The sequence below is a fragment of the Pontibacter kalidii genome (assembly GCF_026278245.1).
GTDB classification, from domain to species: domain Bacteria; phylum Bacteroidota; class Bacteroidia; order Cytophagales; family Hymenobacteraceae; genus Pontibacter; species Pontibacter kalidii.
Genome location: NZ_CP111079.1, coordinates 241,816 through 268,094, shown reverse-complemented (window position 1 = coordinate 268,094; position 26,279 = coordinate 241,816). Strand labels below are relative to the sequence as shown.

17 protein-coding genes are annotated in these 26,279 nt (G+C 50.6%); 8 read left to right on the top strand and 9 right to left on the bottom strand.

The features are described from left to right. Positions 1-43 precede the first annotated feature (43 nt). Positions 44-1,321, bottom strand: a complete 1,278-nt coding sequence (locus OH144_RS01115; protein ID WP_323134767.1) for a cytochrome c3 family protein — start codon at positions 1,319-1,321, stop codon at positions 44-46. 575 nt (positions 1,322-1,896) lie between these two features. Between OH144_RS01115 and rpsF the strand changes: the two genes are divergently transcribed. The 6 genes from rpsF to OH144_RS01085 all read left to right on the top strand — a co-directional run bounded on the left by rpsF (position 1,897) and on the right by OH144_RS01085 (position 9,958). Next, positions 1,897-2,265: a 30S ribosomal protein S6 gene (gene rpsF, locus OH144_RS01110; RefSeq protein ID WP_266204447.1), complete on the top strand. Its 369-nt coding sequence runs from the start codon at positions 1,897-1,899 to the stop codon at positions 2,263-2,265. Next, positions 2,265-2,516, top strand: coding sequence for a 30S ribosomal protein S18 (rpsR, locus tag OH144_RS01105; RefSeq protein WP_073853377.1), 252 nt, complete (start codon positions 2,265-2,267; stop codon positions 2,514-2,516). Before rpsF ends, rpsR begins: the two co-directional genes overlap by 1 nt. A 12-nt stretch (positions 2,517-2,528) precedes the next feature. After that, the gene (rplI, locus tag OH144_RS01100) at positions 2,529-2,972 is read left to right on the top strand and encodes a 50S ribosomal protein L9 (RefSeq protein ID WP_266204446.1); all 444 of its coding nucleotides are present in this window, start codon (positions 2,529-2,531) and stop codon (positions 2,970-2,972) included. A gap of 252 nt (positions 2,973-3,224) precedes the next feature. Then, positions 3,225-4,205 carry a GSCFA domain-containing protein gene (locus OH144_RS01095; RefSeq protein ID WP_266204445.1) on the top strand — a complete coding sequence of 327 codons (981 nt, stop codon included), beginning with the start codon at positions 3,225-3,227 and terminating at the stop codon, positions 4,203-4,205. 158 nt (positions 4,206-4,363) lie between these two features. Then, positions 4,364-6,430, top strand: coding sequence for a thioredoxin domain-containing protein (locus tag OH144_RS01090; protein ID WP_266204444.1), 2,067 nt, complete (start codon positions 4,364-4,366; stop codon positions 6,428-6,430). Between the two features lie 225 nt (positions 6,431-6,655). Further along, positions 6,656-9,958 (top strand): amidohydrolase family protein, encoded by a 3,303-nt coding sequence (locus tag OH144_RS01085; RefSeq protein WP_266204443.1) that lies wholly within the window; start codon positions 6,656-6,658, stop codon positions 9,956-9,958. Positions 9,959-10,059: 101 nt separating this feature from the next. Here OH144_RS01085 and OH144_RS01080 read toward each other — a convergent pair whose 3' ends face one another. Then, positions 10,060-10,950, bottom strand: coding sequence for a hypothetical protein (locus OH144_RS01080; protein ID WP_266204442.1), 891 nt, complete (start codon positions 10,948-10,950; stop codon positions 10,060-10,062). A gap of 25 nt (positions 10,951-10,975) precedes the next feature. Then, positions 10,976-12,154, bottom strand: a complete 1,179-nt coding sequence (locus OH144_RS01075) for a serine hydrolase domain-containing protein (protein ID WP_266204441.1) — start codon at positions 12,152-12,154, stop codon at positions 10,976-10,978. Between the two features lie 108 nt (positions 12,155-12,262). Here OH144_RS01075 and OH144_RS01070 point away from each other — a divergent pair, with 108 nt between their 5' ends. Beyond that, positions 12,263-12,862, top strand: coding sequence for a DsbA family oxidoreductase (locus OH144_RS01070; RefSeq protein WP_266204440.1), 600 nt, complete (start codon positions 12,263-12,265; stop codon positions 12,860-12,862). 73 nt (positions 12,863-12,935) lie between these two features. Here the strand turns inward: OH144_RS01070 and OH144_RS01065 are convergent, their stop codons facing one another. From OH144_RS01065 to OH144_RS01050, 4 genes are all read right to left on the bottom strand, one after another. After that, positions 12,936-13,730, bottom strand: coding sequence for a tellurite resistance TerB family protein (locus tag OH144_RS01065; RefSeq protein ID WP_266204439.1), 795 nt, complete (start codon positions 13,728-13,730; stop codon positions 12,936-12,938). Positions 13,731-13,815: 85 nt separating this feature from the next. Next, complete coding sequence (locus OH144_RS01060; protein WP_266204438.1) at positions 13,816-14,004, bottom strand: hypothetical protein; 189 nt, start codon at positions 14,002-14,004, stop codon at positions 13,816-13,818. Continuing rightward, positions 13,979-14,137 (bottom strand): hypothetical protein, encoded by a 159-nt coding sequence (locus OH144_RS01055; RefSeq protein WP_266204437.1) that lies wholly within the window; start codon positions 14,135-14,137, stop codon positions 13,979-13,981. The genes OH144_RS01060 and OH144_RS01055 overlap by 26 nt, the downstream gene beginning before the upstream one ends. 150 nt (positions 14,138-14,287) lie before the next feature. Next, positions 14,288-14,536, bottom strand: coding sequence for a hypothetical protein (locus OH144_RS01050; RefSeq protein WP_266204436.1), 249 nt, complete (start codon positions 14,534-14,536; stop codon positions 14,288-14,290). 187 nt (positions 14,537-14,723) lie between these two features. Between OH144_RS01050 and OH144_RS01045 the strand changes: the two genes are divergently transcribed. Continuing rightward, positions 14,724-16,613 (top strand): CocE/NonD family hydrolase, encoded by a 1,890-nt coding sequence (locus OH144_RS01045; RefSeq protein WP_266204435.1) that lies wholly within the window; start codon positions 14,724-14,726, stop codon positions 16,611-16,613. Positions 16,614-17,058: 445 nt separating this feature from the next. Here the strand turns inward: OH144_RS01045 and OH144_RS01040 are convergent, their stop codons facing one another. Next, the gene (locus OH144_RS01040) at positions 17,059-19,359 is read right to left on the bottom strand and encodes an Ig-like domain-containing protein (RefSeq protein WP_266204434.1); all 2,301 of its coding nucleotides are present in this window, start codon (positions 19,357-19,359) and stop codon (positions 17,059-17,061) included. 554 nt (positions 19,360-19,913) lie between these two features. After that, positions 19,914-26,219 carry an Ig-like domain-containing protein gene (locus OH144_RS01035; protein WP_266204433.1) on the bottom strand — a complete coding sequence of 2,102 codons (6,306 nt, stop codon included), beginning with the start codon at positions 26,217-26,219 and terminating at the stop codon, positions 19,914-19,916. Between the last annotated feature and the right edge of the window lie 60 nt (positions 26,220-26,279).

The window sequence follows — 26,279 nt, the reverse complement described above, 5'->3', positions numbered from 1 at the left end:
TTATATCTAGAAAACTCGAATACTTAATTGAAATAGAGATTGATTAATAGTGGCACTTAGAGCACTCCGCACCACCGTTTGAGGACACTGTGAAAGCACCTTTCGAAGAAGCCTCGTGCAGTTCCACCAAGTTATCGTAGTATCCATTGCCTTCTGTGTTCAATGGTGTTTCGCGGTGGCAATCTATACACCAGCCCATGGTAAGAGGAGAATACTGGTAAACCACTTCCATTTCCTGAATCGGGCCGTGGCAGGTCTGGCATTCTACACCGCCCACCTGCGTATGCTGCGAGTGGTTAAAGTACGCCAGGTCCGGCAGGTTGTGGATGCGCACCCACTGGATAGGCTCGTTGCGCTCAATGGCTTTGTATATCTTCTGAATCTCAGCCGACTCTGTCTTGATCTGGCTATGGCAGTTCATACAGATGTTTGCTGATGGAATGCTGGCACTCTTGCTTTCGTACACGGTTGTGTGGCAGTAGTTACAGTCAATCTGGTGCTCGCCGGCGTGCAGTTTATGCGAGAAGGCAATTGGCTGCTTAGGCGCATAGCCCTGCTGTATGCCAATACCCATTACTTTATCTATTGTTAGGTCGAGCAGCACCACCACGAAGATCAGCACCACCAGGGTACGAACAGCCTTGGACTTGTATATCTTAGAGAAGTCAAAGCGCTGGTTTACCACCTCAGCGTCATACTCGTTCAGCTGTCGATTCTTGTTCAGGTAGTTCTTCAGTAGCGATGTGATCAGCAACAGCGTTACCACCAGCACGATCAGCACGATGATCAACACCACCAGCACAATATCCAGGTAACCTCCGATGGCTCCGGCAGAACCGATAGCATCCGTACCTACGTTCTCACCTGCTGTGGCGCCAGGCACTCCCGCTGCCGGAGCAGAAGCAACACCCTTACCAGACGCTATATAAGCAAGGATAGACTTCACCTCATCATCAGAGAAAGCGAAAGAAGGCATCGCCTGCTTATTAAATTGGTTGTAAATGGCAATTGCATCCGCATCGCCAGACTGGATAAGCGCCTGAGAGTTCTTCGTCCAGCTAATCAGCCATGACTCACTGCGTCTGTCTGTCACACCCTGCAGGCCAGGTCCCACAATAACGTCGCTGCCGGCAGAATGACAAACGGCGCAGTTGTTCTTAAACAAGGCCTCTCCTGCCGATATAACCGCTGGGTCCCCGGTAGACACTTCCGCACCTTCGGTAGCACCCGGCTCAACACCTTTTTGGGCTACCTCTGCCTGCTCACTCTCCTGAGCGAAAGCACCGAATGAAACCACCAGGGCTAACAGGAAGGTGTACAAAATTTTAGATTGAGTTTTAAGTATACAGCTAACCATAGCCAAGATCACTTGTGTTTAGTATATGATATGGTGAATTTACTTTATGGGCACAAATCTACTATGCGAATTCCATTAATCAAACATAATAGGTTTATTATTTGGCCTCAGCGACTTCACCCCCTCATTACCACTACACTTGCGATCAAAAACCGTTTTACGGTACTTTCTGAGCCATTTTATTTATAACAATTCTAAATAAGAGCATTCTCGATACTCCAAAACAGCATCAGAAATTTCATATATTTTCAAAAATAAACAACAGTGAAGATTGCACTGTTTTGTTCTCACTTTTATTTGTGTTTAACAATGTTGGAATTGCATTGTATACATTATGGCTCGCGTCATAACATGACCCAAGCCCCGGGACCTAGAGTAAATTCATACTATATATATCATCAAGGAATAGAGGCCGCATAGCCTGTGCCCCTGCTCACCTACTAAGTGCTGTGCTTTACTTATTTATAGCGGCAACTATTGCTAATTATATTTTAGCATCTTACCTTTGCAGGCTAAATTTATAACCATATATCGAACCGATGGAATTGAGAAATTACGAAACTGTCTTCATCCTGACTCCGTTGCTTAACGAGACTCAGATGCAGGAAACGGTCGAGAAGTTCAGAGAGGTGCTAAAGGAAAATGGCGCCGAAGTTATCCACGAAGAAAACTGGGGTCTTCGCAAACTGGCTTATCCAATCCAGAAGAAGTCTACAGGTTTCTATCACCTGATCGAATTCAAAGCGCCTACTAACGTAGTGGACGCATTGGAGCTGGTTTATCGTCGTGATGAAAAAGTAGTTCGTTTCTTGACAACCGCCCTTGACAAGCACGCTGTGGCTTACAACGAGCGCAGAAGAAACGGCGAGTTCAAATCACAAGCTAAAAAAGAGGAGGTTAAAGGATAATGAGCTTAGTTAACGAAAGAGTACACAAACAAGAGAATCGTGAGAAATACTGCCGTTTCAAGAAGAGCGGTATTAAGTATATCGATTACAAGGATGGCAACTTCCTGCTGAAGTTCGTGAACGAGCAGGGCAAGATCCTCCCAAGAAGACTGACAGGCACCAGCCTTAAGTTTCAGCGCAAAGTGTCTCAGGCAGTTGCCAGAGCAAGACATCTTGCCATTTTACCTTATGTAACGGATTCTTTAAAATAAGGAGGTCGAACGATGGAAGTAATACTTAAAGACGACGTTAAAGGCCTCGGCTACAAGAACGACATTGTTGAAGTAAAGCCAGGATACGGCCGTAACTACCTTATCCCACAGGGTCTGGCAGTTATCGCTGACAAATCAAGCAGAAAAGTTGTGGCTGAAAACATCCGTCAGGCTGCGCACAAAGCTGAGAAAATCAAGAACGATGCGCAGGAGCTGGCCAACAGCATCGGCGATGTGACGCTTGAGCTTCCTGCTAAAGTGGGTGAGACTGGTAAGATTTTCGGCTCTGTGACGACCAACCAGCTTTCAGAAGCCCTGAAGGCAAAAGGATATGATGTGGACCGCAAGCGTATCTCTTTTGACCAGGACGTGAAAACGGCCGGTGAGTACACAGCCACGCTGAGCCTGCACAAAGAGGTGAAGCACCAGGTTAAATTCAACGTAGTTGCTGAATAAGCCTACCTGAAAATACTGTAATGAAAGCGTCCTGCCCCACCGGCAGGACGCTTTTTGTTTACCTGCATCTGGTTGGTGGGGTTAGGAAAATACAGGATGTTGCCGGAGATGAGGAAAAATACTTTGTACCTCCTAGCCAAAAAAATCCAACACTTCTATCCTACTCTAAGCCTTGCCCGTTTCATAATATCAAAAAGTCTTTTGTCCTTTGTCAAAAGTTCGTTTGTCTAACTTTCTATATCAGAATAAAGTATGTTCCGGACCGAAGTACAGGTATCTCACTCTTGCCTCGACCTGGCTCTGCAGCACAAGGTGCTTACCGTTGGCTCCTGCTTTGCCGAGGTGATCGGCAGCAAGCTGCAGCAGCACAAGGTGGATGTGCTAGTAAACCCTTTCGGTACGATCTTCAACCCCATCTCCGTGAGCCTGCTGCTGAAGGCTGCCGCTGACCAGGCTTATGCATTTGAGGAGCACCTGGTGCAACAGAACGGCATCTGGTACGCCTACAACCTCCACTCTTCCCTGGCCAGCGCCAGCAAAGAAGAGCTGCTGCAAACCATACAGGAGCGGCTGCACCAAACAGGCCAGCAACTACAAAACACCTCCCTCCTGGTCGTGACGTTGGGTACAGCCATTGCTTACCGCCTGCAGGGGAGCGGCAAGCTGGTAGCCAACTGCCATAAGCTGCCTGCCAAAAACTTTACCCGTGTGCTGCTGACGGTGGAGGAAATGCGAACTGCCTTTGAGGAGATGCTGGCGCAGCTGAAACGGGTACACCCAGGTATAAAAGTGCTGCTGACGGTGAGCCCGGTACGCCACTTGAAGGAAACCATTGAGATGAACAGCGTAAGCAAGGCCAGCCTGCGCGTGCTGTGCCACCACCTGCAGGAGGCACACCCGGAGGTGCTATACTTCCCCGCTTACGAAATCATGATGGACGACCTGCGGGACTACCGTTTCTACAAAGAGGATATGCTGCACCCTACCCCACTGGCCGAGGAATACATCTGGCGGAAGTTTGTGGAGGCATTCTACAGTTTGAACTTCCGACAGTTTTTAGGGCAATGGGAGAAAATACAGCGGGCGGTGGCGCACAGGCCCTTTCAGCCGCAATCGGAGGCGCACCAGAAGTTCCTGCGGAGCACGCTGCAACAACTAGAGGGCCTGGCGCAGCAGTATAAAATCGACGTCAGCAGCGAAACCGAGGCGCTTCAGAAACAGCTCCTGGCTTAGCCATCCCTTCCTGCAGAACACTTTTGCCTGCCTTGTGCGTAGAAATAGCTTTGAGACTTTAAGCGACACACGTAGCACGTATCAAGTAGCACGACTAACATATTAACCTTCATTCATGTAACGTCTTGTGTCTTGATACTTGTGTCGAAAAATAAACTATGGCAGGAGACAAGAAACCCAACAGACTCATACACGAGAGCAGCCCTTACCTCTTGCAGCACGCCTATAATCCCGTGGACTGGTTCCCATGGGGAGAGGAGGCGCTGCAGAAAGCGCGCGAGGAAGACAAGCCGATTCTGGTAAGCATTGGCTACGCCGCCTGCCACTGGTGCCACGTCATGGAGCGGGAGGCCTTTGAGCAGAAAAGTATAGCCGAGGTGATGAACAGGCACTTTGTATGCATAAAGGTAGACCGCGAGGAGCGCCCCGACGTGGACGCGGTCTACATAGATGCGCTGCAGGCCATGGGCTTGCAGGGCGGCTGGCCGCTGAACGTGTTTCTGAACGCCGAGGCCAAGCCGTTTTACGGTGGCACTTACTTCCCGCCCAAACAATGGAAGGCGCTCCTCACTAACATAGCCGAGGCCTATGAAAAGAACCGTGACGAGCTGAACGAATCGGCGGAGCAGCTTGCGCAGTACCTGACCCGCAACGAGTTGGAGAAGTATGGCCTGGAGCAGCAGAACTACCATGTGCGGGAGGATGATTTCAAGCTCATAGGCCATAACCTGAGCAGGCGGTTTGATAAAAAGTACGGGGGCATGGGCGATGCCCCCAAATTTCCGATGCCGGCAAATTACCTCTTCCTGCTCCGCTATCACCACCACACCAGCGACCAGACCATCCTGAACCACCTGCACCTGACGCTACGCGAAATGGCCTACGGTGGCCTTTACGACCAGCTTGGCGGCGGCTTTGCCCGCTATTCTGTGGATGCCGAGTGGCTGGTGCCGCACTTCGAGAAGATGCTCTATGACAACGCTCAGCTCGTAAGCCTTTACGCGGAGGCGTACCAGGCCACGCACGAATCGCTCTACCACGACGTGGTGTACGAGACCATTGCCTTTGCAGAGCGGGAGCTGCTGAGCCCCGAGGGCGGGTTCTACTCCTCGCTGGATGCTGACAGCGAGGGCGAGGAGGGAAAGTTTTATACCTTCACAAAGCAGGAGCTGCAGGATATCCTGGGGGATGAGGAGCCGATCTTCTCCAAGTATTACCACGCCACCGCCTCCGGCAACTTCGAGCATGGCCGTAACATCCTGCACCGCCGCATCCCGGACGAGAAGTTTGCGAAGGAAAACGAGCTGGAGATGGACGTGCTGGAGGAGATCGTGCAGAACTGGAAGCAAAAGCTGATGGACGTACGTGCCAACCGCATCCGCCCGGGGCTGGATGACAAGGTTCTGACCTCTTGGAACGCGCTGATGCTCAAAGGCCTTGCCGATGCCTACTATACTTTCGGGCACAAGCCTTTCCTGGAACTGGCGCTCAAAAATGCACGCTTTATACTTGATAACCTGAAAAAGGGCGACAAGCTCTACCACAACTACAAGGCGGGCAAGGCATCCACCGATGGTTTTCTGGATGACTATGCCTTTCTTATCCGCGCCCTCACCCGCCTCTACGAAGTAACATTTGACGAGCAGTGGCTGCTGGAGGCAAAGCGGCTGACGGATTATACCTTGGAGAACTTCTTTGATGAAAAGGAGAGCCTGTTCTTCTTCACCGACCAAAACGCAGAGCGGCTCATTGCCCGCAAGAAAGAGATCCTCGACAACGTGATCCCCTCCTCCAACTCCGTGATGGCCACAAACCTGCACTTCCTGGGTTTATACTTTGAAGACGAACGCTACGCCTCCCTCTCCGACGAGATGCTGGCACGGGTAAAAGACCTGGTGCTGAAGGAGCCGTCGCACCTGGGTAACTGGGCTGCTTTATACTTCCACAAGCTCACGCCTACCGCCGAGATCGCCATAGTGGGCCCCGAGGCACCGGAGATGCGCGCTGAACTTACCTCTTTTTATCTGCCTAACGTTATACTTGCAGGCGCCACCGAAGCTAGCGGCAGCAAGTTGCCATTGCTGGAGGACAGAACCGCGCTCAACGGAAAAACCACGGTGTATGTGTGCTATAACAAAACCTGCCAGATGCCGGTGCATACCGCCGCCGAGGCGCTGAAACAGCTGAAGGGAGCGGAGCAGTTGCCAAAGTTTCCAACGTTATAGACCTCGTTTTCAATGGCCTTATACGTTGGGAGTGGCTGGTGTAGGCTGCATGCTCAGGCTAGCCATTACATAAAGATTATCAATCCGAAAATTCCCACAGAAGTCATTATGTCTTAAATCCTCCACTCTTCAGCTATATCTGTTGTAACTTCGTCTGAGTAGCTTTTGTCTGTGCGGGCAAATGTGTAAATTAGAGGCTCAAACTAATTAATCTCCAATCTACTGATGACCAAACGTACCTATCTGAGCGTGGTACTAGCTGCGGCGCTTGCTCTCCCTTTCGGCGCGGCACATGCTCAGGACAAAAAGAAAGAAGACGCTAAATGGCAGGTTGACGCCGAACACGGCCCCCAGAAAGAGATCTCCTTCACCACCAACGAAGGCACCTGGATGAGCGTGGACGTAAGCCCGGATGGCAAAGAGATCGTATTCGACATGCTCGGCGATATCTACATCATGCCCATCTCCGGCGGCAAAGCCAAACTCTTGAGAACCGGCCGCCCTTACGAGGTGCAGCCGCGCTTCAGCCCCGACGGCACGTATATTTCCTTCACCTCTGATGCAGGTGGCGGCGACAACATCTGGGTAATGAAGCGCGACGGCTCCGAGGCCAAGCAGATCACCAACGAGAACTTCCGCCTGCTCAACAATGCTGTCTGGACACCGGACGGGGAGTACATCATCGCGCGCAAGCACTTTACAAACACCCGCTCTTTAGGGGCCGGCGAGATGTGGATGTACCACCGCACAGGCGGCACTGGTATCCAGCTGACCAAGCGTAAAAATGACCAGCAGGATGCCGGCGAGCCCTTTGCCTCGCCCGACGGCAAGTACGTATACTTCTCGGAGGACATGAGCGGCGGCTCTAACTTTGAGTATAACAAAGACCCGAACGGCCAGATTTATGTGATCCGCCGCGTGGACCGCCATACAGGTGAGGTCGAGAACGTGGTGTCTGGAAACGGGGGGGCTGTTCGTCCTGTGGTTTCCAGGGATGGCAAGCAGGTGGCCTTTGTGCGCCGCGTGCGTACCAAGTCGGTGCTGTTTGTGCACGACCTGAAGACCGGCGAAGAGTGGCCGATCTACGATAAGCTGAGCCACGACCAGCAGGAGGCCTGGGCTATCTTCGGCGTGTATCCTTACTTCTCCTGGACGCCGGATAACAAATCTATTGTGTTCTGGGCCGATGGCAAGATCAATAAAGTGGATGTGGCTACCAAGCAGGTGGCGAACATTCCGTTTGAGGCCACTGCTACCCACTACCTGGCCGATGCCGTACGCCACGACCACAGCAAGAACGGCGGCGTGTCGCCTGATAAGTTTACAGCCAAGGCTATCCGCCATGCCGTAACCTCGCCGGATGGCAAAACACTGGTGTTCAACGCAGCAGGTTATATCTACAAGAAAGAACTGCCAAACGGCAAGCCGGAGCGCATTACCAAAGGCCAGGATTTCGAATTCTACCCCTCCTTCTCCCCGGATGGCAAGCACCTTGTGTATGCTACCTGGAACGATGATAACTTCGGAGGCTTATACAAGCTCGACATCCGCAGGAAAAACGGCAAGCCAACCAAACTGACCACAGAGAAAGGCTTTTATACTTCGCCGCAGTTCTCGCCGAACGGTAAGTTTATACTTTACAGCAAAGAGGGCGGCAACAGCCACATGGGTTATGCACATGGCAAGGAGAAAGGTATTTTCTACATACCAGCCGATGGCGGTAAAGCTACTTTGGTACAGGAGCGCGGTGCTAACCCGCAGTTCAACGCCACATCCGACCGCATTTTCTTTACCGGCCGCGAGGGCGACAAGTTTGCGTTCAAGAGCGTGGACCTGAGTGGCAAGAACGAGCAGACGCATTATACTTCTAAGTATACCGATCAGTTTTACCCAAGCCCTGACAACAAGTGGATCGGCTTTGTGGAGCTGTTCAATGGCTACATCGCACCATTCACGGCCAACGGCTCCGGCCTCGACCTGAGCGCCGACACCAAGGCCGTTCCGGTGGCCCGCTTCACCCGCGACGCCGGCACCAGCATCCACTGGTCAGCTGACAGCAAGAAAATCAACTGGGTACTGGGGGATGAGTACTTCTCCAACGACCTGAAAAACCGCTTCAACTTTGTAGCCGGAGCACCGGAAGAACTGCCAGCCATTGACACGACAGGTACAAAGATCGGGCTGGAGCTGAAGACGGATATTCCGGAAGGTAAAGTTGCCTTCACGAACGCCCGCATCATCACCATGAAAGGCGATGAAGTGATTGAGGGCGGTACGCTTGTAGTAGACGGTAACCGTATTGTGGCCGTTGGCAAAGACGTGAATGTACCGAAAGACGCGAAAGTGATCGATGCTGCCGGCAAAACCATTATGCCAGGTATTGTGGATGTGCATGCGCACCTGGGCACTTTCCGCCTGGGCATGAGTCCGCAGAAGCAGTGGTCATACTATGCCAACCTGGCCTATGGCGTCACCACCACCCACGACCCTTCCTCCACTACCGAGATGGTGTTCAGCCAGTCGGAGGCGGTGAAGTCGGGCGCCATGGTAGGTCCGCGTATCTACTCTACGGGTACCATTCTATACGGTGCTGATGGCAACTTCAAAGCCGTGATCAACAGCCTGGACGATGCCCGCTCGCACCTGCGCCGCATCAAGGCTGTAGGAGGCTTCTCGGTGAAAAGCTACAACCAGCCGCGTCGTGAGCAGCGCCAGCAGGTAATCCAAGCAGCCCGCGAACTGGACATGAGCGTGTACCCGGAGGGCGGCTCTACCTTCTTCCACAACATGACCATGATCTTGGACGGCCACACCGGCGTGGAGCACAACATTCCGGTAGCGCCGCTTTACAAAGACGTGCTGGAAGTATGGAAAGCCTCTAATGTGGGCTATACGCCTACCCTGATCGTGAACTACGGTGCCACGAACGGCGAGTACTACTGGTACCAGAAAACGAATGTGTGGGAGAAGGATCGTCTGCTGAAGTTCACACCGCGTTCTATCATCGATGGCCGTTCCCGCTTTGTGACACAGGTGCCGGACGAAGAGTACGAAAACGGCTACATGGCCACCTCGAGAGCGGCCAAAGCCCTGACGGACAATGGCGTGAAGGTGAACCTGGGAGCACACGGCCAGTTGCAAGGCCTGGGCGCGCACTGGGAATTGTGGATGCTGCAGCAAGGTGGCATGACGAACCACGAAGCGCTACGGGCAGCTACCCTGAATGGCGCTGAGTACATCGGTATGGGCCACGACATAGGCTCACTGGAAGCCGGCAAGCTGGCCGACCTGATCGTGCTGGACCAGAACCCGCTGGAGAACATCCAGAACTCGGAGCACGTGAAGTATACCATGGTCAACGGCCGCCTGTACGATGCCGCCACGATGGCTGAGATCGGCAACACGAACAAGCAGCCGGGCAAGTTCTGGTGGGAAAGCGACAAATATGCCACCGCTTTCGACTGGCATGAAGGCACCGACACCCGCTTTGAGGGCATTGCCGGCGAGCACTGCACCTGCCGCCATTAAGAAGTATAAGCACAACGTATAAAAAAGCGGCTGCTCCAAATGGGGCAGCCGCTTTTTATACTTTATAGTCTTTCAATTTTTAAACTCCTGTCAGCAGTACGTTAGTGATTGTTCTGCAACAGCAATAACTTCCTCTTTAGCATTGCTAAGAAATTTTGAGGCTTAGAGAAGTATAACAGCTTGTCTTTAGTTGAGGGGTAATATATTCTATATTGATTCATCTTTAGAACTTGCTTTTCTACACCTTCACCCTCCGTGTCTTTTAGAAGCTTAGTAATCTGCTTGTCCATTTTGTCTTTCCCATCATTCCAGCAATAATGGAAGATTTCATTATGGCACTCTTTTACGTTAGCGTTTTGGTTGAGAACTATAGAAAAAGCTAACTGCTCTACTAATAGTAAATCAGCTATTCCCAACAGCTGATCATTCAGGTCAAGCACATCATCAAGGAGATGTCGTTTTTCTGAGGGTAAGCCAATGACTCCTGCATTCCACATGTAATAATTTTCTTTCACATGTATCTTGCTACCAGATTTCAATACAAAATGCTTATTACAGAAATTCTCACAGTAGGTAGCGAACCCCTCCGTTGAGAGTGCTGCTTCCTTTGTATGTAATAAGCATTTACCTGAGTTAAGAGCTAAAAGAAGTTTATCAGGTCGCTTATAAAATATGACATCCGTATCGACGTAAACTATATTTCCCTTCAGCTTTTCCGTTATCTCCTGCAGAAGCATTATTTTAGTTCTAAATAGCTGGTTGTGCTTCCCCTTCCAAGTTTTGAACTTCTTGTCATTTAAATAAACCGTTTCTAGAGGCATGACAGCCTGCAGCTGCAGGAACAGGTCAGGCACATCGGTATAAACTATAACATGCAGAGAGGCAGGCAAACGCATGCGATATACTTTCAGCAAGGATAGTAAAGCATATACAGCCTGCCTGGCATACATATCACCCATTGCCAAGAAAACCATATTATTCAGTGCACTCATACAGAAAACAGCTTACAACCAACAATTACCTCACCGCCTCCAGCACGCGCTTAAACAACTCGTTCTGCTTGCCATCGTGCCAGCGCCATACTATAACGATATCGTGCTCGGGATCTACCCACACCGTGTTTTGGCCGGCGCCTAAGGCGGCGTAACTGGTGGCAGGCGCATCAGGCCAGGCCTTGCCTTCCGGGTTAAGCCACCACAGGTAGCCGTAGTCAGCTTTTACGGGGCCTGGCGTAGTGGCCTCTTTCACCCACTCCGCTGAAATCAGTTGCCTGTCTTCCCAGCGGCCGTTGCGCAGGAACAGGTATCCGAAGCGGGCCTCATCGCGGGTACTGATCCAAAGGCCGCCGCCCCAGCGCGTGCCCCCGCTCACCGATGGCATCTGCTGCCCTTTTATCTCAACTATAGAATTGCGGTAAGGCACCCACTTCCAGGTTTGGGAGGCGCCAATAGGGTCCATGACCTCATCTTTCAATACCTGCGGCAACGGTTTCTCCCACACCCGTAGCAATGACAAAGCAAAGCGGTTAATGCGGGTATCGTTATACTCGTAAAAGGTGCCTGGCTCCTGCAGCGCACGCGGTTTGCGCTCTCCTCGGCCAAAGGCTTCCTCCCCAATAAAATCGTGCTTTTTACCCCACATCTCCCCTTCCCACTCGCTGGTTTGGTGGGCATGGTGCGCCCAGGTTACTTTGCTGTTATGCTCCGAGTCATATCCTCCGTCCTGCACATACTTCGCCACCGGCTCGTTTATGCCTTGGATCTTGCCTCTATCAAGCGTAATCCCAAGAATAGTAGACAGGAAGCTTTTGGCTACGCTGTAAGTCGGGTCTGTCGCTTTGGTATCGCCCCACTCTGCCACAATGTACCCATCCTTAAGTATGATGCCATTGGTATTGGCTCTGCTGGCGGGCAGTGGCCCCAGCGGCTCCCCGAAAATCTCTTTCTGCGTAGAGAAATCCTTCTCTATCTGGGTGGTTTCCTGCTGCTTTGCCCAAGCCACGGCCTCCTGCAGTTTGGCGGCATCCATGCCTACCTCCTCCGGGTTTTTCCGTTCCCAGTCATCTCCCGGACCCGGATAATAGTATAAAGTTTTGCTTTGCTGCTGAACTGGAGTAGTGGCAGTAGGAGTACTTTGAGGCTGACAGGCGGAAAAGCCCAAAGCCACCAACAGCGCGAGGTAAGTATATTTCAGCATTTCTAAGTATGGATATACCACACAATCTACTAAAATTCTTAAAGCTCGCTACAACGAAAGAAACATAAACACCAGTTTGGCAGTTGATAGACCTAACCAAAGTATAAAATGATGCTACAGATACAGGTATACTCCGACTACGTGTGCCCTTTCTGCTTTTTTGGAGAAGTGGTGCTGGAGCGGGCGCTAAAGGGACTGCAGGATAAAGTGCAGGTGGAGTGGATGCCGTTTGAGCTTCGGCCGGAACCTACCCCCACCTTGAAGCCTGCGGAAGATTACCTGCAAACTACCTGGGCCAACGCTGTTTACCCCATGGGCGAGCAACTGCAGGTTCCCATTGTACTGCCCAAAGTTTCGCCGCAGCCTTACACGCACCTGGCTTTCGAGGGCTACCAGTTTGCAAAGGAGCAAGGAAAAGGAGAGGCTTACACGCACCGCATGTTCACGGCTTTTTTCCAGGAGGAGCAGGATATCGGTAAGGTGGAGGTGCTGGTAAGGCTGGCCGGTGAAGTGGGGCTGGATGAACAGGATTTCAGGGAAGCACTGGAGACACGCAAGTATGAGGAGGCGCACCAGCGGGAGCTCAGGAAAGCATACGAGGAAGTAGGCGTTACGGCAGTGCCTACCTTCATCATCGGGGATAAGAAAGTACGGGGCTTGCTGCGGGAAGAGGACCTGCGCCGGCTGATACAACTGGAGCTACAGTAAGTTGAAAGTATAAAAGGCATGATTTTCTTTAAAACCCATGCCTTTTATACTTTCGGTTCTCCACATCAGAAGCTTACCAGCCACCGCGACGTTTGCCACCGCCCAGAATTCCTCCCAGCAGTCCGCCCAGGCCACCGGAGCCCATGCTGCTGTAGCCTCTGCGGCCATTCAGCCCGCCAAGTATGGATACCATGGAGCCCAGGCCACCGGATGATCGTCTGCCCATCATGCCTCCGCCCATCATTCCGCCACCAAGCAAGCCGCCTAACAAGCCACCCATCATACCACCGCCATAGCGCTTGCTCCGCCGGCCACCCATCATCTTGGCAATCACAATAGGGGCGAGTATGCCCAGCATGCCCTGCACCATCTGCGGCGAAATGCCGGCATTCTTTAACGTATCCCCAAAGCCGTTCTTGTTCAGGAAACGCTGCGAGGTCGGGTCCTCGCCCTGCTGCTGCGCTTCACCCGCCTTGTTTACGTACTCCTCCAGCAAGCTGTACTGCTTGTGGTCCACGCCCAGGTAGGTGGCCATTTCTTCAATGCGCTGCTGCTCTTCCTGCGTATACTGCCCGTCTGATTTAGCGAAGCTGATGATGTCGGTGATGAGCGAGAACCGAAGCGGACTGCTTTTCAGCGTATCCAGGCACTTTTGCAGGCTTATCTGCGAGGGGTTCTTCGCCACCTGCTCCACCTCCTGCCGCAGGTTCTCAGGTAGCTCTGCCGCCTCGCCCATCATGTCCAGAAACTCCAGTTCCTCGTCAGAGGCATGCCCGTCGGCGGAGGCCATGGTGGCTAGGGCGCAAAAGTAGGCGCCTTTCTCCTGTATCGAATAGTCTTTTAATAAAGTGGTTGGTTCTTGTTCCATTTGATTTCATGCTTGGTATGCTTTGCTTTAACGGCTAAGTATAAAGCTATGTTAGCACCCCGGCACAGGAAGCTCGGTTTATACTTTACTTAGCCTGCTCATACTGATAGGGCTTACCTGCCTGGGCATCCTTAAAGCCCCGTACCAGATCATCCCAACCGGAAATAACATATACTGCTATGGCCACGGCGGCACCTATCAGCAGGTAGCGCAGGTTCGTTTTCTTCTTTGCTTTCATGTTGCTGTCTTCAAAGTATAATTCCTTCGTCTTCACTCGCCAACTCGTAGCCTTCCAAGAACGCCTGCTTATGCGCCTCCCAATTAAAGGCTACCTCAAGGGCAAACAATGTGAATACTCCTAACAGGAAGAACTTTACATCACGTGCAGTTACATTAAGCTTTTTCATATGCTATTGTAGATTAAATTCACCTCAGAGTCCCTGCTTTTATGTCTGGCCCGCTTTCTAAAAAGCGGCCATTAGTATAAAGCTAAGCGCAAAGTATAAGACCTGACTCAGGTGAGGCTCCAAATTTTCTGTGTGGCTAGATAATAAAGGTTACGCGTGCTTTTGCTTACGTTTCTGGGTGAAACGATAAGCCGTGTACAGCAGCAACAGTGCAACTATAGGAATCGATAAGTAGCCAAGGCTGTAGCCAACGTTGTAGCCTATGTCGCCAATATCGGTCGCCGTTTTCATGCCGGCCAGGAAATGCCCGAAATCTTTGCCGACAAAGTAGATGAATACCAGTGCGGCAGCTGCCAAAACAGCCAGGATAAGGTTAGGATGTATACTTTTTGTTTTCATAGATGATAACTTTATAAGTTTAGCATCCCCCAATATAACAAAATCAGCATAAAAGGCATATAGGTTATACTATATAAGCACAGTTTTATACTTCCGTTTATACTTGCCGCCGCAGCCATACCATTTAAAGTATAGATTGTTTACCTTCAGGGCTTAATCCATACTTCATCACCTGTAAAACTAACCTATGATCAGAACAAAAGACCTGCCAAGGCCACTTTTGCTGCTGCTGGCGGTTTGCCTATTTGCCGCCCAAAGTATGGCGCAGCGGGTAAACCAAGACTCGCTCTACATCCGGCAGCACTACGAGAAAGCGGAGTACCAGATCCCGATGCGCGACGGTAAGAAGTTGTTCACGGTAGTATACTCGCCGAAGGATAAGAGCAAAAAATACCCGATCCTGATGAACCGCACGCCTTACTCGGTTGGCCCTTACGGCGAAGGCTACAAGACCAGTCTTGGCCCCAGCCCTATCCTGCTGCGCGAAGGTTATATTTTTGTGTACCAGGACGTGCGCGGCACCTACATGTCGGAGGGCGAGTTTGTGAATATGACCCCGCACCTCGCCAAAAAGAAAGGCAAAAAGGACGTGGACGAGAGCACCGACACCTACGACACTGTGGACTGGCTCGTGAAGAAGCTCGATAACGACAACGGCCGCGTGGGCCAGTGGGGCATCTCCTACCCCGGCTTCTACGCCGCCGCCGGCCTCATGAGCAACCACCCTGCCCTCAAGGCCGTGTCGCCGCAGGCCCCTATCGCCGATTGGTTCTGGGACGATTTTCACCATAACGGTGCCTTTTTCCTGCCACACGCTTTTAACTTTTTGGCCAGCTTTGGACTGCCACGCCCCGAGCCTACCACCGAGCGCAACCCGCGCTTCGACCACGGCACCCCAGATGGCTACGAGTTCTTTATGCGCCTGGGCCCGCTGAAGAATGCGAACGAGAAGTATTTGAAGGGCAACGTGGCCTTCTGGGATGAGATGGCAGCGCACCCCAACTACGACGAGTTCTGGCAGGCGCGCAACATACTTCCGCACCTCAAAAATATAAAAGGCCCAGCCGTGATGACAGTGGGCGGCTGGTACGATGCCGAGGACCTGTACGGCCCGCTCAAGATTTACCAAACCATCGAAAAGAACAACCCGAAGCTCACGAATATGCTGGTGATGGGGCCTTGGGTACACGGCGGCTGGGCCCGCACCGACGGCTCCAATATAGGGAACGTATACTTTGGGGAAGGCAATTCGGATTGGTACCTAAAGGAAGTGGAGGCCAAGTTCTTTAACCATTACCTGAAGAATAAGGCAAAGCAGCCGGTAAAACTGCCGGAGGCGATCGTGTTTGAAGGCGGCAACAATAAATGGCGCGAGTTTGAAGTATGGCCGCCCAAGCAGGCGCAGGAGCGCAATTTATACTTGCATGCCAACGGCAAACTCAGCTTCGAGGCGCCAAAGGCAGGAGAAACAGAGGCCAGCGAATTCATCTCAGACCCGGCCAAACCGGTACCTTTTTCAGAAGCCATCACGGTTGGTATGACGCGCGAGTACATGACCGACGACCAGCGCTTCGCCAGCCGCCGCCCGGACGTACTGACCTTCCAAACGGATGTACTGACGGAGGACCTGACTTTGGCAGGCGAGATACTGGCACAATTGAAAGTAGCCACCACCGGCTCCGACGCTGACTGGGTAGTGAAGCTGATTGATGTATACCCTGATACCGCCCAAGCTAACCCACATCAGCCTAAAAAAGCTATGGGTGGCTATCAGGCTATGGTGCGCAGCGAGGTGTTCCGCGGCCGTTTCCGCAACAGCTTCGAGAAGCCGGAGCCTTTTACGCCAAACCAGGTAACTCCCGTTAACGTGGAGCTGCAGGACGTGCTGTATACGTTTAAGAAAGGGCACCGCCTGATGGTACAGATCCAGAGCACCTGGTTCCCGCTCGTGGACCGCAACCCGCAGAAGTACGTGGACAACATCTTTGAAGCTAATGAGGAGGATTTCATAAAGGCCACCCACAAAGTATACCACTCGCCGCAGCAGCCCACCAACCTGAAGGTGAAGGTGCTGTAAAGTATAATTGAGGAAGTAAAAGTATGAGCCCGCTGCATTAAAGTGCAGTGGGCTCTTTGTTATTAAGTATAAACCTGAGGCATTTACCTGTAGGGGCAGGTTGCGGCCTGTCCGCACAATGGCGTCAGCTTCGAAACTTATACTTTGGCAAAGAAAAAAGTAGAGAGTCCCCTTTTGTAGGGGAAGGGCAGTTAGGTTCTAAAACTTCTGCCGCGAATCTCCAGATTCGTGACTAACAGTTAATGTTGAGTCTCTGACTCAACTGGCCTAGAGGGCCAGGAAATAGCAGGACACGAGGGAGGACGCCCGCGCCATCAGTCGAGAGCTAATTTTGTTTCAGCCAGTCGCTCGGACAGGTCGCGACCTGTCCCTACAACTCACCTATCCCTATAAATGTAAAAAGCCGGGCTAATAACCCGGCTCTTTTTCTTTAAACCCTATTACTCTATTTCTTCAAAAGCTTGAAATTGTTGGCGATGCCATTCATCTCGGTTCGTACGAAATAGATACCTTTCGGCAGCGACTGCCATAATGTTAGTTTCTCCACAGAGCGACCTTTGCTCACCACATACTGCTCTGCCAGCACCGCTCTGCCCATAGCGTCTAGTACCTGCACGTTCAGCTTGCCGGCCTGGTCTGCGTTCAGTTCCAGGCTTACCTCGCTCTCAAACGGGTTCGGGAAAGCTTTCAGGCTGTAGCTGCCCACTTCGCCAAAGCTAACAGCCTTGGTAGTGAAGTACTCAAATTTACCATCCATGTCTATCTGCTTCAGGCGATAATAGCGCGTGCCATACTTGCCATTTTCAGTATCCTTGTAAGTATAAACCTGTTTGATGACTGTGTTGCCATTCTTGGTCAGCACGAAGTCCAGCTTGCGGAAGTTAAACCCATCCTGCGATACCTGCACCTCAAAGCCGGTATTGTCCTGCTCCATGGCTGTAGCCCACTCAAGCAGCACGTTATTGCCCTGCTTGGCCGCCGTGAAGTAGATGATCTCTACTGGGAGGGGGGTGATCGGAGTTGTCTCTATTCGTAGCGGTGTCGGATCATAGCACAATCCAGACATTGGGGTAATATCACATCTGAGGTAAAACTCCTCATTAGGCACACTTGGGATGTTTAATATTTCTGAATTCCCCCCTACCACTGTTTCCGACCCATTTCGAATCATATACCATTTGTAAGATAATGCATGGTTTCTATTCTGCATATCGGAGAATACCTGATAAGTAGCAGATTTTCCCGGCTCTACTGTTGTCTGCCCCACCAAATTTATTGACCCGTTAGACGTTAAGACCTCCTGCAACACCATATTTACCGGATTAGATGTTGTGCTACAGCCATCCGTATTTGTGACCTTAATTGTGTAGGCACCTGTTTCAGCTGGTGTGTGGTTAAACCTGGTAGCGCCGGGAATTGCCACGTCATTATTGTACCATTGATAAGTATAGCCTTCAGCTGTTGCTACAGACAAGTTAGTTTTGGTAGCCGTTGTAGCCGGGCAGTAGGACGTGGGACCATTAACTGATATGATGGCCGGAGGAAGAGGGTTAACTGTAACTTGCATACTTGTCCTGGAGGAACTATAGCAACCTTGAGCACTTACAGCTGCTACCGAAACCTGACCAGACTGTGCAGTATTACTAAAGTCAACAGTAATAGTATTAGTATTTGCTCCACCAACTATGCTTGCGCCAGTCGGAACAATCCAGTTGTAGGTTACACCTGTTACCTGAGGAACGGAATAAACAACACCCTGTGTGCCAGCACAAACCGCTGAACTGCCTGTAATAGAACCAGGAGTTGCCGGAAGTTGATTTATGGTGAGATTAACTGATCTTGGACTACTCTCGCAACCTGCTGCAGTAGCAATAGTGGTATAGTATGTTGCCGTTTCGCTAAGTGAAGAAATAGTTAACGAAGCCCCTGTTTGTCCTGGGATATGCACTCCATTATTATAATCTGCTTGCGACTTGTACCATCTGTAAGTATCTTCGGCAGTTGTATTTGCTCCGGAGGCATTCAGAACAACTTGTCCTGGACCACAGGCAGGAGGAGGTGTAGTGATGTTAACAGTAGGAATAGGAATATTGGTTGGGCAGGCCTCTTCTGTGATGACAATGTCATCAACATACATCCAGGCTTTATTTTGAGAAGGGTTGTGTAATCGAAATCCAACATATAATGTCTGGGAAGCCGAGTTTAAAATACTGCTACTGAATTGGAAATTCTTAGTCTCATACAATCTAGGACTTGAAGCTGGAGAACCCCATGTACTTACACTTACGTGTGGTGTAGTACCAGTCATTGAATTGAAATTCGGATCAGGACTAGTCACAAGTGTAATAGTCCCAGACGCTGTACCATCACCTTGGCCTGCATCATTACCACTTTTAGCTTTTAAGGTAGCTTTATATATATACCCTTTCCTAAATACAATACCACTAGTAATCTTAATTAAACCATTGTACTGTCCTTCTCCATTAGTTTTTAGCCCAGGTGAAGCCAATATATAAGCAGATGCTCCTGTTACTCCGCCTGCACGGGTATCAAAAGTGGGTGTATTATCATAAGTAGTGGGACTATTTACATCAGGTAGCTTATGAAGTTGATAGCCTGCTGAATTACTATCAAATGTAACCGAAACTGGGCTCATTGTCTGCCCAGCCGCAGTTCCACCACTAAAAACAGCGATGAACAGCACAGCCCAGAACAAACAGGCAAATCGAGTAGAAATTTGTTTCATAAAAAGGGGGTTTAAAGGGTTTGGATAAAATGGTTCGGTTATACTTCGCACTTCTGCATCTTTACTTTTTAGGCAATAGAAATCCACCCACGCCTTATGGCGTGCTATTTTTAACCCGGATATTACCAGCTTTAAAGTCTACTTGGCTGGGAGGACTTGTAAAGTCGCCCCTCTCTTTTTTGCAACCGTTTGCTACTGCTGGCAACACCTGTTTGCCTAAAATTTTTACTTATTTTCTACAGGAATAATCTATTTATCAAGGCAAGTATAAAGCAAAAAAGTGAGAGGGAGTATATAGAAAAGATTAAATTTTAAACTATAAGAACCATTAATTGCACTATAAATGATAGATACAAAACAAAATACTTTCAAAGTAACAATATAACTTTACCAACTATTTCCACAGCAAAACAATATAGTTTGTATAAAATATACCTAAAGCCATATATATTTACGCCTTGTGTTAGATTGCACCAAAATATTTTAAAATAAATGCAAAAGAGCCAGGTAAAATACCCGGCTCTTTCAGCTTTAAACCCTATTAAATTTTGTTGTTACTCTTTTAGCATCTTGAGCTGGTGCATCTTGCCGTCCAGGTAAACCCGGATGAAGTATACCCCGTGCGGCAGATCACCATTCATGTCGAGGTTGATCGTATTGAAGCCTTCTTCCACTTTAATGGTACGTTCCATCATATGGCGGCCTATGGCATTCGACATGCTTACCTGCACCTCTCCACTTTGCTCAGCAGCAATATCCAACGTCAGCTTGCTCGAGAATGGGTTCGGGAAGGCCTTCACCTTGCTGGCCACCTCTGTAAAGGTTACTGCCTTGGTGGTAAAGTACTCAAACCTGCCATCCTCATCTAGCTGCTTCAGGCGATAGTAGCGGGTGCCGCGCTTGCCGTTCTCCTTGTCGGTATACTGGTACACCTGTTTGATGACCGTGTTGCCGTTCTTGGTCGGTACAAAGTCCAGCTTACGGAAGTTGAAGCCGTCCTGCGATACCTGCACCTCGAAGCCGGTATTGCTCTCTTCAGAGGCTGTGGCCCACTCCAGCAGCACGTTATGCCCTTGCTTGGCCGCCGTGAAGTAGATGATCTCTACCGGGAGCGGAACAACTGGGGTAGTGGAGTAATCTCCCACGAACTCCGTATAACAAGCGGTTTCATCAGCTGTAACTACCACTCTTACTGCGAAGTCGCCACCTGGGATAGATTGTATGGTTAGTACAGGCCCGTTAACATCAGGCACAACCTCCCAGCCTGTATCAGTGCCATCACCAATATACCAAGTATAGGTTTCAGCAGTACGGTCATCTTCAAACGTATTATCAGCTATAAACCTGGCATACTGACCAGTCTTAAGTTCCTGTTCAGTAATTACCTCACCACTTTCATTGGTGACAATAATATCCCCTAGTGGCTCTACTCGTTCTGTCTCTGTTACAGTTGCCTGGCCTACAATGTTGGTACAACCGGTTGTGCCATTTGTCGCACGGATCGTGTAGTCACCAGCATTAACAGGGCCGAGTGTTATAGTACTTCCGTTTCCAGCAACCGCACTGCCTACTGGCTGGCCTGCTGCGTTCAGCAACTGATAAGATACGCCGTTCTGTGTACCACCCACTGTAATTGTAGCACCAGGAACAGATGCACCGTCCAAGCCTTCGCAGTAGCTACCGCCAGTGGCCGTAATGGCTATTGGCAGTGGATCCGCAGTGATAGTAACTGTGTTCAGCATGCTCTGCGGGCAATTCGCCACAGTTGGCTGTGTACCAGTAGGTGTGGCTGTTACAGAGTACGTACCTGCTGTAAAGCTTCCTGGGAAAGTAAATGCTCCAGGTGCAGTTCTGTTCACAGTTTCTACTGGCGCAGTAGTACCACTTCTATACAGGCTGTAAGTAACTCCTGCCTGAGAGTTCGCCATTCCAATAGGCACTCCTGCTCCTCCTGCACAGTATGAAGCACCAGAAACCGGAGTCACATTGTATGCTATCGGTCTAGGAGTAATGACTACTTCTACTGGGCCATAAACCGGAGAGCAGGCTCCGTTAGCAGATATTGGCTGTACTGTGTAAGTACCGGCTATGGTCTGGTTTCCGAAATTAATTGCACTTCCAGTGCCAGATCTTGGTGAGCCAACAGCTTCTGTGGTAGAGCCAACCGTACGCAGCAACTGATATGTAACTCCCTGCTGTGAACTTGTAATACTTACCGGAACACCGGTACCGCCTGCGCAGTAAGCACCACCTCCTGCCATAGTCTGCGGAATAACCACCACCATTGTTATAGGGGTACTGGTTGCGACAGGCTGACACTTGTTTTCCTCAGATGTAAAGTTCAAGCTGACAACATCACCATTATTGAGAGAATTGGAGGTGAATGTTCTACTTGCGTTCATGGGAGTGCTAGCGACAATAGTACCTGCACTGTTTCTTACAATCCACTCCATGGTGAGGTTTACATAATCCGCGTTAGGTGTGGCCGTGAAGGTTACACGCGTGCCCTGGCAAATAGAACCCTCGGGCACCCTGCTTATGGTTACATCATAGTTGCTTGGCTGGCCCAGGTAAATCCTGTTAGAGAACAGCACGTTGCCTTTGTTATCATTAGGCGTTAACTCTGGCTGGTTTACATAGCTAATGCAGCTTATGTTGAAATTAGAGTTTGGTCTGGCCCTTACCGTAAAATAATCTGTAGATGAAAGACCTGCCTGACTTACTGTTCTGCCTGTCTGCCCTTCCTGGTTATCCACATTGTCGTTTTTCCACCAGTCGAAAATGAACATACTAGATACATCTGTTCCCCCCTCCCAGGTAATTTCTTCATACCTTGGGTTAGCCGGATAATTTACAGCCGTAGCATTAGCTATAACAGTAGCTGTATACGTCGTCTGCTGGCCTGGGCACACCGGGAATGGGCTGGCTTTAAGAACTAGCGTAAGTGTAGTAGTAGGTGTTACAAGTACACGTACAGCAGTACTGATATTAGAACAGCCTCCTGAGGTAACCACCCTTCGGAACCAAGTAGTTTGAGTTAAAGCTCCTGGGCTGTAGTTTCTACCACTATTCGTTCCTGCTGCTGCGCTAAAGCCAGCAGTAGCAGAAGTTGTGCTACTCTCCCATAGGTAAGTATAAGACCCGGATCCACCAGTTGGTGCACTACCGGTGAGTTGGCTAGGGGCTACACCCGCGCATACTGTCTGTGCTCCAGAAATAGTGTTGCTAGCTATTGCTGGGCTGAATGTTACAGACACTGCATTGCTGACACTTGAGCATTGACCTCCATTAACAACTCGCTTGTAGTAAACTGTTGTTGCAGAAGTAACTGTTCGGGTTGCTGGAGTATAGGTTGCAGTGGTCGCTCCAGTTCCTCCAGTAACGTTAGTATACGTTCCGTTCAAAGTAGTGCTGCTCTGCCACTGGTAAGTATACGGCGTGCTACCACCACTCAAACTGGTACCATTTGCCTGTCCCAGCGGTGCTACTGTTCCTCCGGAGCAAACGGTTTGGGTACCGGAAATCTGATTGCCTGCAATTGGAGCGTTCACCGTGACGGCAACCACATTACTGGTGCTCGAGCATTCCCCAGAGGTTACCACACGTCTGTAGTGCAAGGTGCCGGCAGCGGTGGTAAGCGGCGTGTAGCTCGCCAGGTTGCTCGTACCTGTCGCGGTGGTCCATTGGTCGGTGCCGTTCGGGCTCTGCTGCCATAGGTAAGTTTTAGACTCCAGACCACCTGAAACTGTTCCTCCCAAGGCAGAGGCCGTGGCGTTCTGGCAATAAGTGGTCGTGCCCGAGATCGAGTTGGCCGTGATAGCCGGCGTTACCGTGACAGCAACCACATTACTGGTGCTCGAGCATTCCCCAGAGGTTACCACACGTCTGTAGTGCATGGTGCCGGCAGTGGTGGTAGGCGGCGTGTAGCTCGCCAGGTTGCTCGTACCTGTCGCGGTGGTCCATTGGTCGGTGCCGTTCGGGCTCTGCTGCCATAGGTAAGTTTTAGACTCCAGACCACCTGAAACTGTTCCTCCCAAGGCAGAGGCCGTGGCGTTCTGGCAATAAGTGGTCGTGCCCGAGATCGAGTTGGCCGTGATAGCCGGCGTTACCGTGACAGCAACCACATTACTGGTGCTCGAGCATTCCCCAGAGGTTACCACACGTCTGTAGTGCATGGTGCCGGCAGCGGTGGTAAGCGGCGTGTAGCTCGCCAGGTTGCTCGTACCTGTCGCGGTGGTCCATTGGTCGGTGCCGTTCGGGCTCTGCTGCCATAGGTAAGTTTTAGACTCCAGACCACCTGAAACTGTTCCTCCCAAGGCAGAGGCCGTGGCGTTCTGGCAATAAGTGGTCGTGCCCGAGATCGAGTTGGCCGTGATAGCCGGTGTTACCGTGACAGCAATTACATTACTAACATTGTTTGCACACTCTCCCGAAGAAACTAAACGACGGTAGTATATTGTGCCTCCAGTTGCTGTAGATGGCATATACGCATCTTCCGTTGCGCCAGGAATATTATCAAATGTACCTGTTGCACTTGAACTGCTCTGCCACTGGTAAGTATAGCTTCCTGTACCACCCGCAACCGCACCACCTAGTGCTGTAGCAGGCTCATCCTCGCAGTAGCTCTGTGTGCCTGTAATGGTGTTGGTTGTGATGCTTGGGGTAACCGTTACAGCAAAAGCTGCACTGGTGTTAGAGCACTCACCAGAGTTAACCACACGCCTGTAGTAAGTGGTACCACCTGTTGCTGTAGATGGCATATATGCATCCTCCGTTGCGCCAGGAATATTATCAAATGTACCTGTTGCACTTGAACTGCTCTGCCACTGGTAAGTATAACTGCCATTCCCACCGCTGAGCGTGCCGGAGCTTAGCGCTGTGGCTGCAGCATTCTGGCAGTACTCGGAGGTGCCTGTAATGGTGTTTCCTGCAATCAGCGGCTGCACTGTCAGCGTAACCTGATCACTTGCCGGATCACAGGCTGAAGTTGTATTAGTTGTTGTAAGTGTTACAACTGTACTTGTTATACTTGTTACAGAGGACGGTGCTGTTACAGTGGCTGTAGAGGTAGTAACACCGTCTACCGTAGAGCTTGAGCTTTCGGCAACACTAAATCCATTCGTAGCACTCCAAACACCTGTACCTCCAGAATAGGTACCTGTCACCGTAAAGGTGGTGGCACCACTTTCAGCACGGCATTGTGTTTCACTGCTTGATGTAATATCTGCCGTTGGCTGAGCCAGTACTGTTACCTGTACAGCTTCTGATATCTTCGTACACTGCTCCGTATCTTCATCGGCCTCCACTGTATTGCTTACTAGTACTCTGTAGTAACCTGTCGCTTCCGCTTCATAGGTTCTAGACTCTTCGCCGACAATCGTTGTGAAGTTCACACCATCAGTACTTTGCTCCCACTCATATACATAAGATTGTCCGGACGGTGCCTGGTTAGCACCGAAGAGCACCGAGCCTCCCTCACAGAAAGTAGTAGCTCCAGTAGTAGTGATGGTAGCTACGGTTGGCACATTGGCCACTTTAACAGCTATTGTTTCCGATGTAAGCGTACAGCCTCTATCGGTGGTAATGGTTACATAGTAGCTGCCTGTTTCGGTAGCCTGGTAAGAGCTTGCTGAGCCCACTGAAGTGCTGTTATCGGTCCTAAACCAAGCATAAGTATAAGTAGAACTCTCAACGGCACGGAGTTCTACATAATTCTCAGGGCAGAACTCCGTTGGGCCGGTTGGTGTGATGGTTACATCCGGGAGTGGACTAACGGTAATGGTAACGGTTTGCGCCACTGACTCACAGCCATTGGTTGTGCCGTATACAGTATAGGTAGTTGTAGATGTTGGGGTGGCGGTTACGGATGCTCCCGTAGTAGCGCTTAGGCCAGCAGCTGGCTCCCAACGGTAGGTTGTGGCTCCGCTGGCAGTTAACGTGATACTCTCTCCTGAGCATATTTCCGAGTCTGGCGTTACAGCTACCACCGGTTGCGGCTTAACCGTAATAGTTCGGGTGGCTGTATCAGTACAGCCATTTCCATTCGTGTATGTATAGGTAATGGTATAGGTACCATCACCTCCCGCAGCTACAGGATCAAACACGCCGTCTGTAACACCTGGGCCTGAGTAGGTTCCACCTGTCGGCAAACCTCCGGTTAGGGTGAATGGTGCATCGCTCTCGCATATATCGCCGAATGGAGCCAGCGTAACATTCGGCAAAGGATCCACTGTCAGCACCACATCGTCAAATGCCTGACACCCCTCAGGAGTCTCAGCGGTAAATCTCAGTGTAGCGCTGGCGCTGGTAACACTTACTTCGGTTTCAAGCGATGTTGGGGAGGCGATAGTGGCAGTACCTTCTACCACACTCCAAACACCAACCGCGCCGGCAGATGGTGTACCTGTTACTGTAAATGAGGTAGAAGCACCTTGCGTACACAGGCGTTGATCCTGACCAGCACTGGCAGTGGGCAGTGGTGCTATGTCAACCTCCACTTCTGCTGTAGCCTGGCAGCCTTGCTGGTTTGTAACCACTACAGTGTAAGTACCTTCATTATCTTCTGTGGCATTGGGAATAACAGGGTTTTGCTCTGAAGAGGTGAACCCATCAGGACCGGTCCAGGCGTAAGTATAGCTTGGGTCTCCTGTTACTCTTAATTCAATACTGCCGCCAACGCAAACCGGATCTACATCATCAGCTGCTATGATCAGTGCTGGATAAACTGTTACAGTTATCTGGTCAGTCACGGCACACTCGGCCTCGCCATTTGTTACTGTTAAGGTATAAGTATAAAACTCGGCGGTGGTTCCTGTATTTGTTAGGGTAATGGTTGGGTTTGGAACCGTTGGATCGGACAAGCCCGCTGCTGGTGACCACAAATAAGTATAGCCAGTAACAGCCGGTTCTCCAGAGCCTAG

Bases quoted from the DNA above. Each gene is read 5' to 3' on its own strand.
- OH144_RS01050 (WP_266204436.1), bottom strand. From the start codon at position 14,536: ATGAAAACAAAAAGTATACATCCTAACCTTATCCTGGCTGTTTTGGCA.
- OH144_RS01075 (WP_266204441.1), bottom strand. From the start codon at position 12,154: ATGCTGAAATATACTTACCTCGCGCTGTTGGTGGCTTTGGGCTTTTCC.
- OH144_RS01080 (WP_266204442.1), bottom strand. From the start codon at position 10,950: ATGAGTGCACTGAATAATATGGTTTTCTTGGCAATGGGTGATATGTAT.
- rpsR (WP_073853377.1), top strand. From the start codon at position 2,265: ATGAGCTTAGTTAACGAAAGAGTACACAAACAAGAGAATCGTGAGAAA.
- rplI (WP_266204446.1), top strand. From the start codon at position 2,529: ATGGAAGTAATACTTAAAGACGACGTTAAAGGCCTCGGCTACAAGAAC.
- OH144_RS01045 (WP_266204435.1), top strand. From the start codon at position 14,724: ATGATCAGAACAAAAGACCTGCCAAGGCCACTTTTGCTGCTGCTGGCG.
- OH144_RS01070 (WP_266204440.1), top strand. From the start codon at position 12,263: ATGATGCTACAGATACAGGTATACTCCGACTACGTGTGCCCTTTCTGC.
- rpsF (WP_266204447.1), top strand. From the start codon at position 1,897: ATGGAATTGAGAAATTACGAAACTGTCTTCATCCTGACTCCGTTGCTT.
- OH144_RS01040 (WP_266204434.1), bottom strand. From the start codon at position 19,359: ATGAAACAAATTTCTACTCGATTTGCCTGTTTGTTCTGGGCTGTGCTG.
- OH144_RS01055 (WP_266204437.1), bottom strand. From the start codon at position 14,137: ATGAAAAAGCTTAATGTAACTGCACGTGATGTAAAGTTCTTCCTGTTA.
- OH144_RS01095 (WP_266204445.1), top strand. From the start codon at position 3,225: ATGTTCCGGACCGAAGTACAGGTATCTCACTCTTGCCTCGACCTGGCT.
- OH144_RS01090 (WP_266204444.1), top strand. From the start codon at position 4,364: ATGGCAGGAGACAAGAAACCCAACAGACTCATACACGAGAGCAGCCCT.
- OH144_RS01065 (WP_266204439.1), bottom strand. From the start codon at position 13,730: ATGGAACAAGAACCAACCACTTTATTAAAAGACTATTCGATACAGGAG.
- OH144_RS01085 (WP_266204443.1), top strand. From the start codon at position 6,656: ATGACCAAACGTACCTATCTGAGCGTGGTACTAGCTGCGGCGCTTGCT.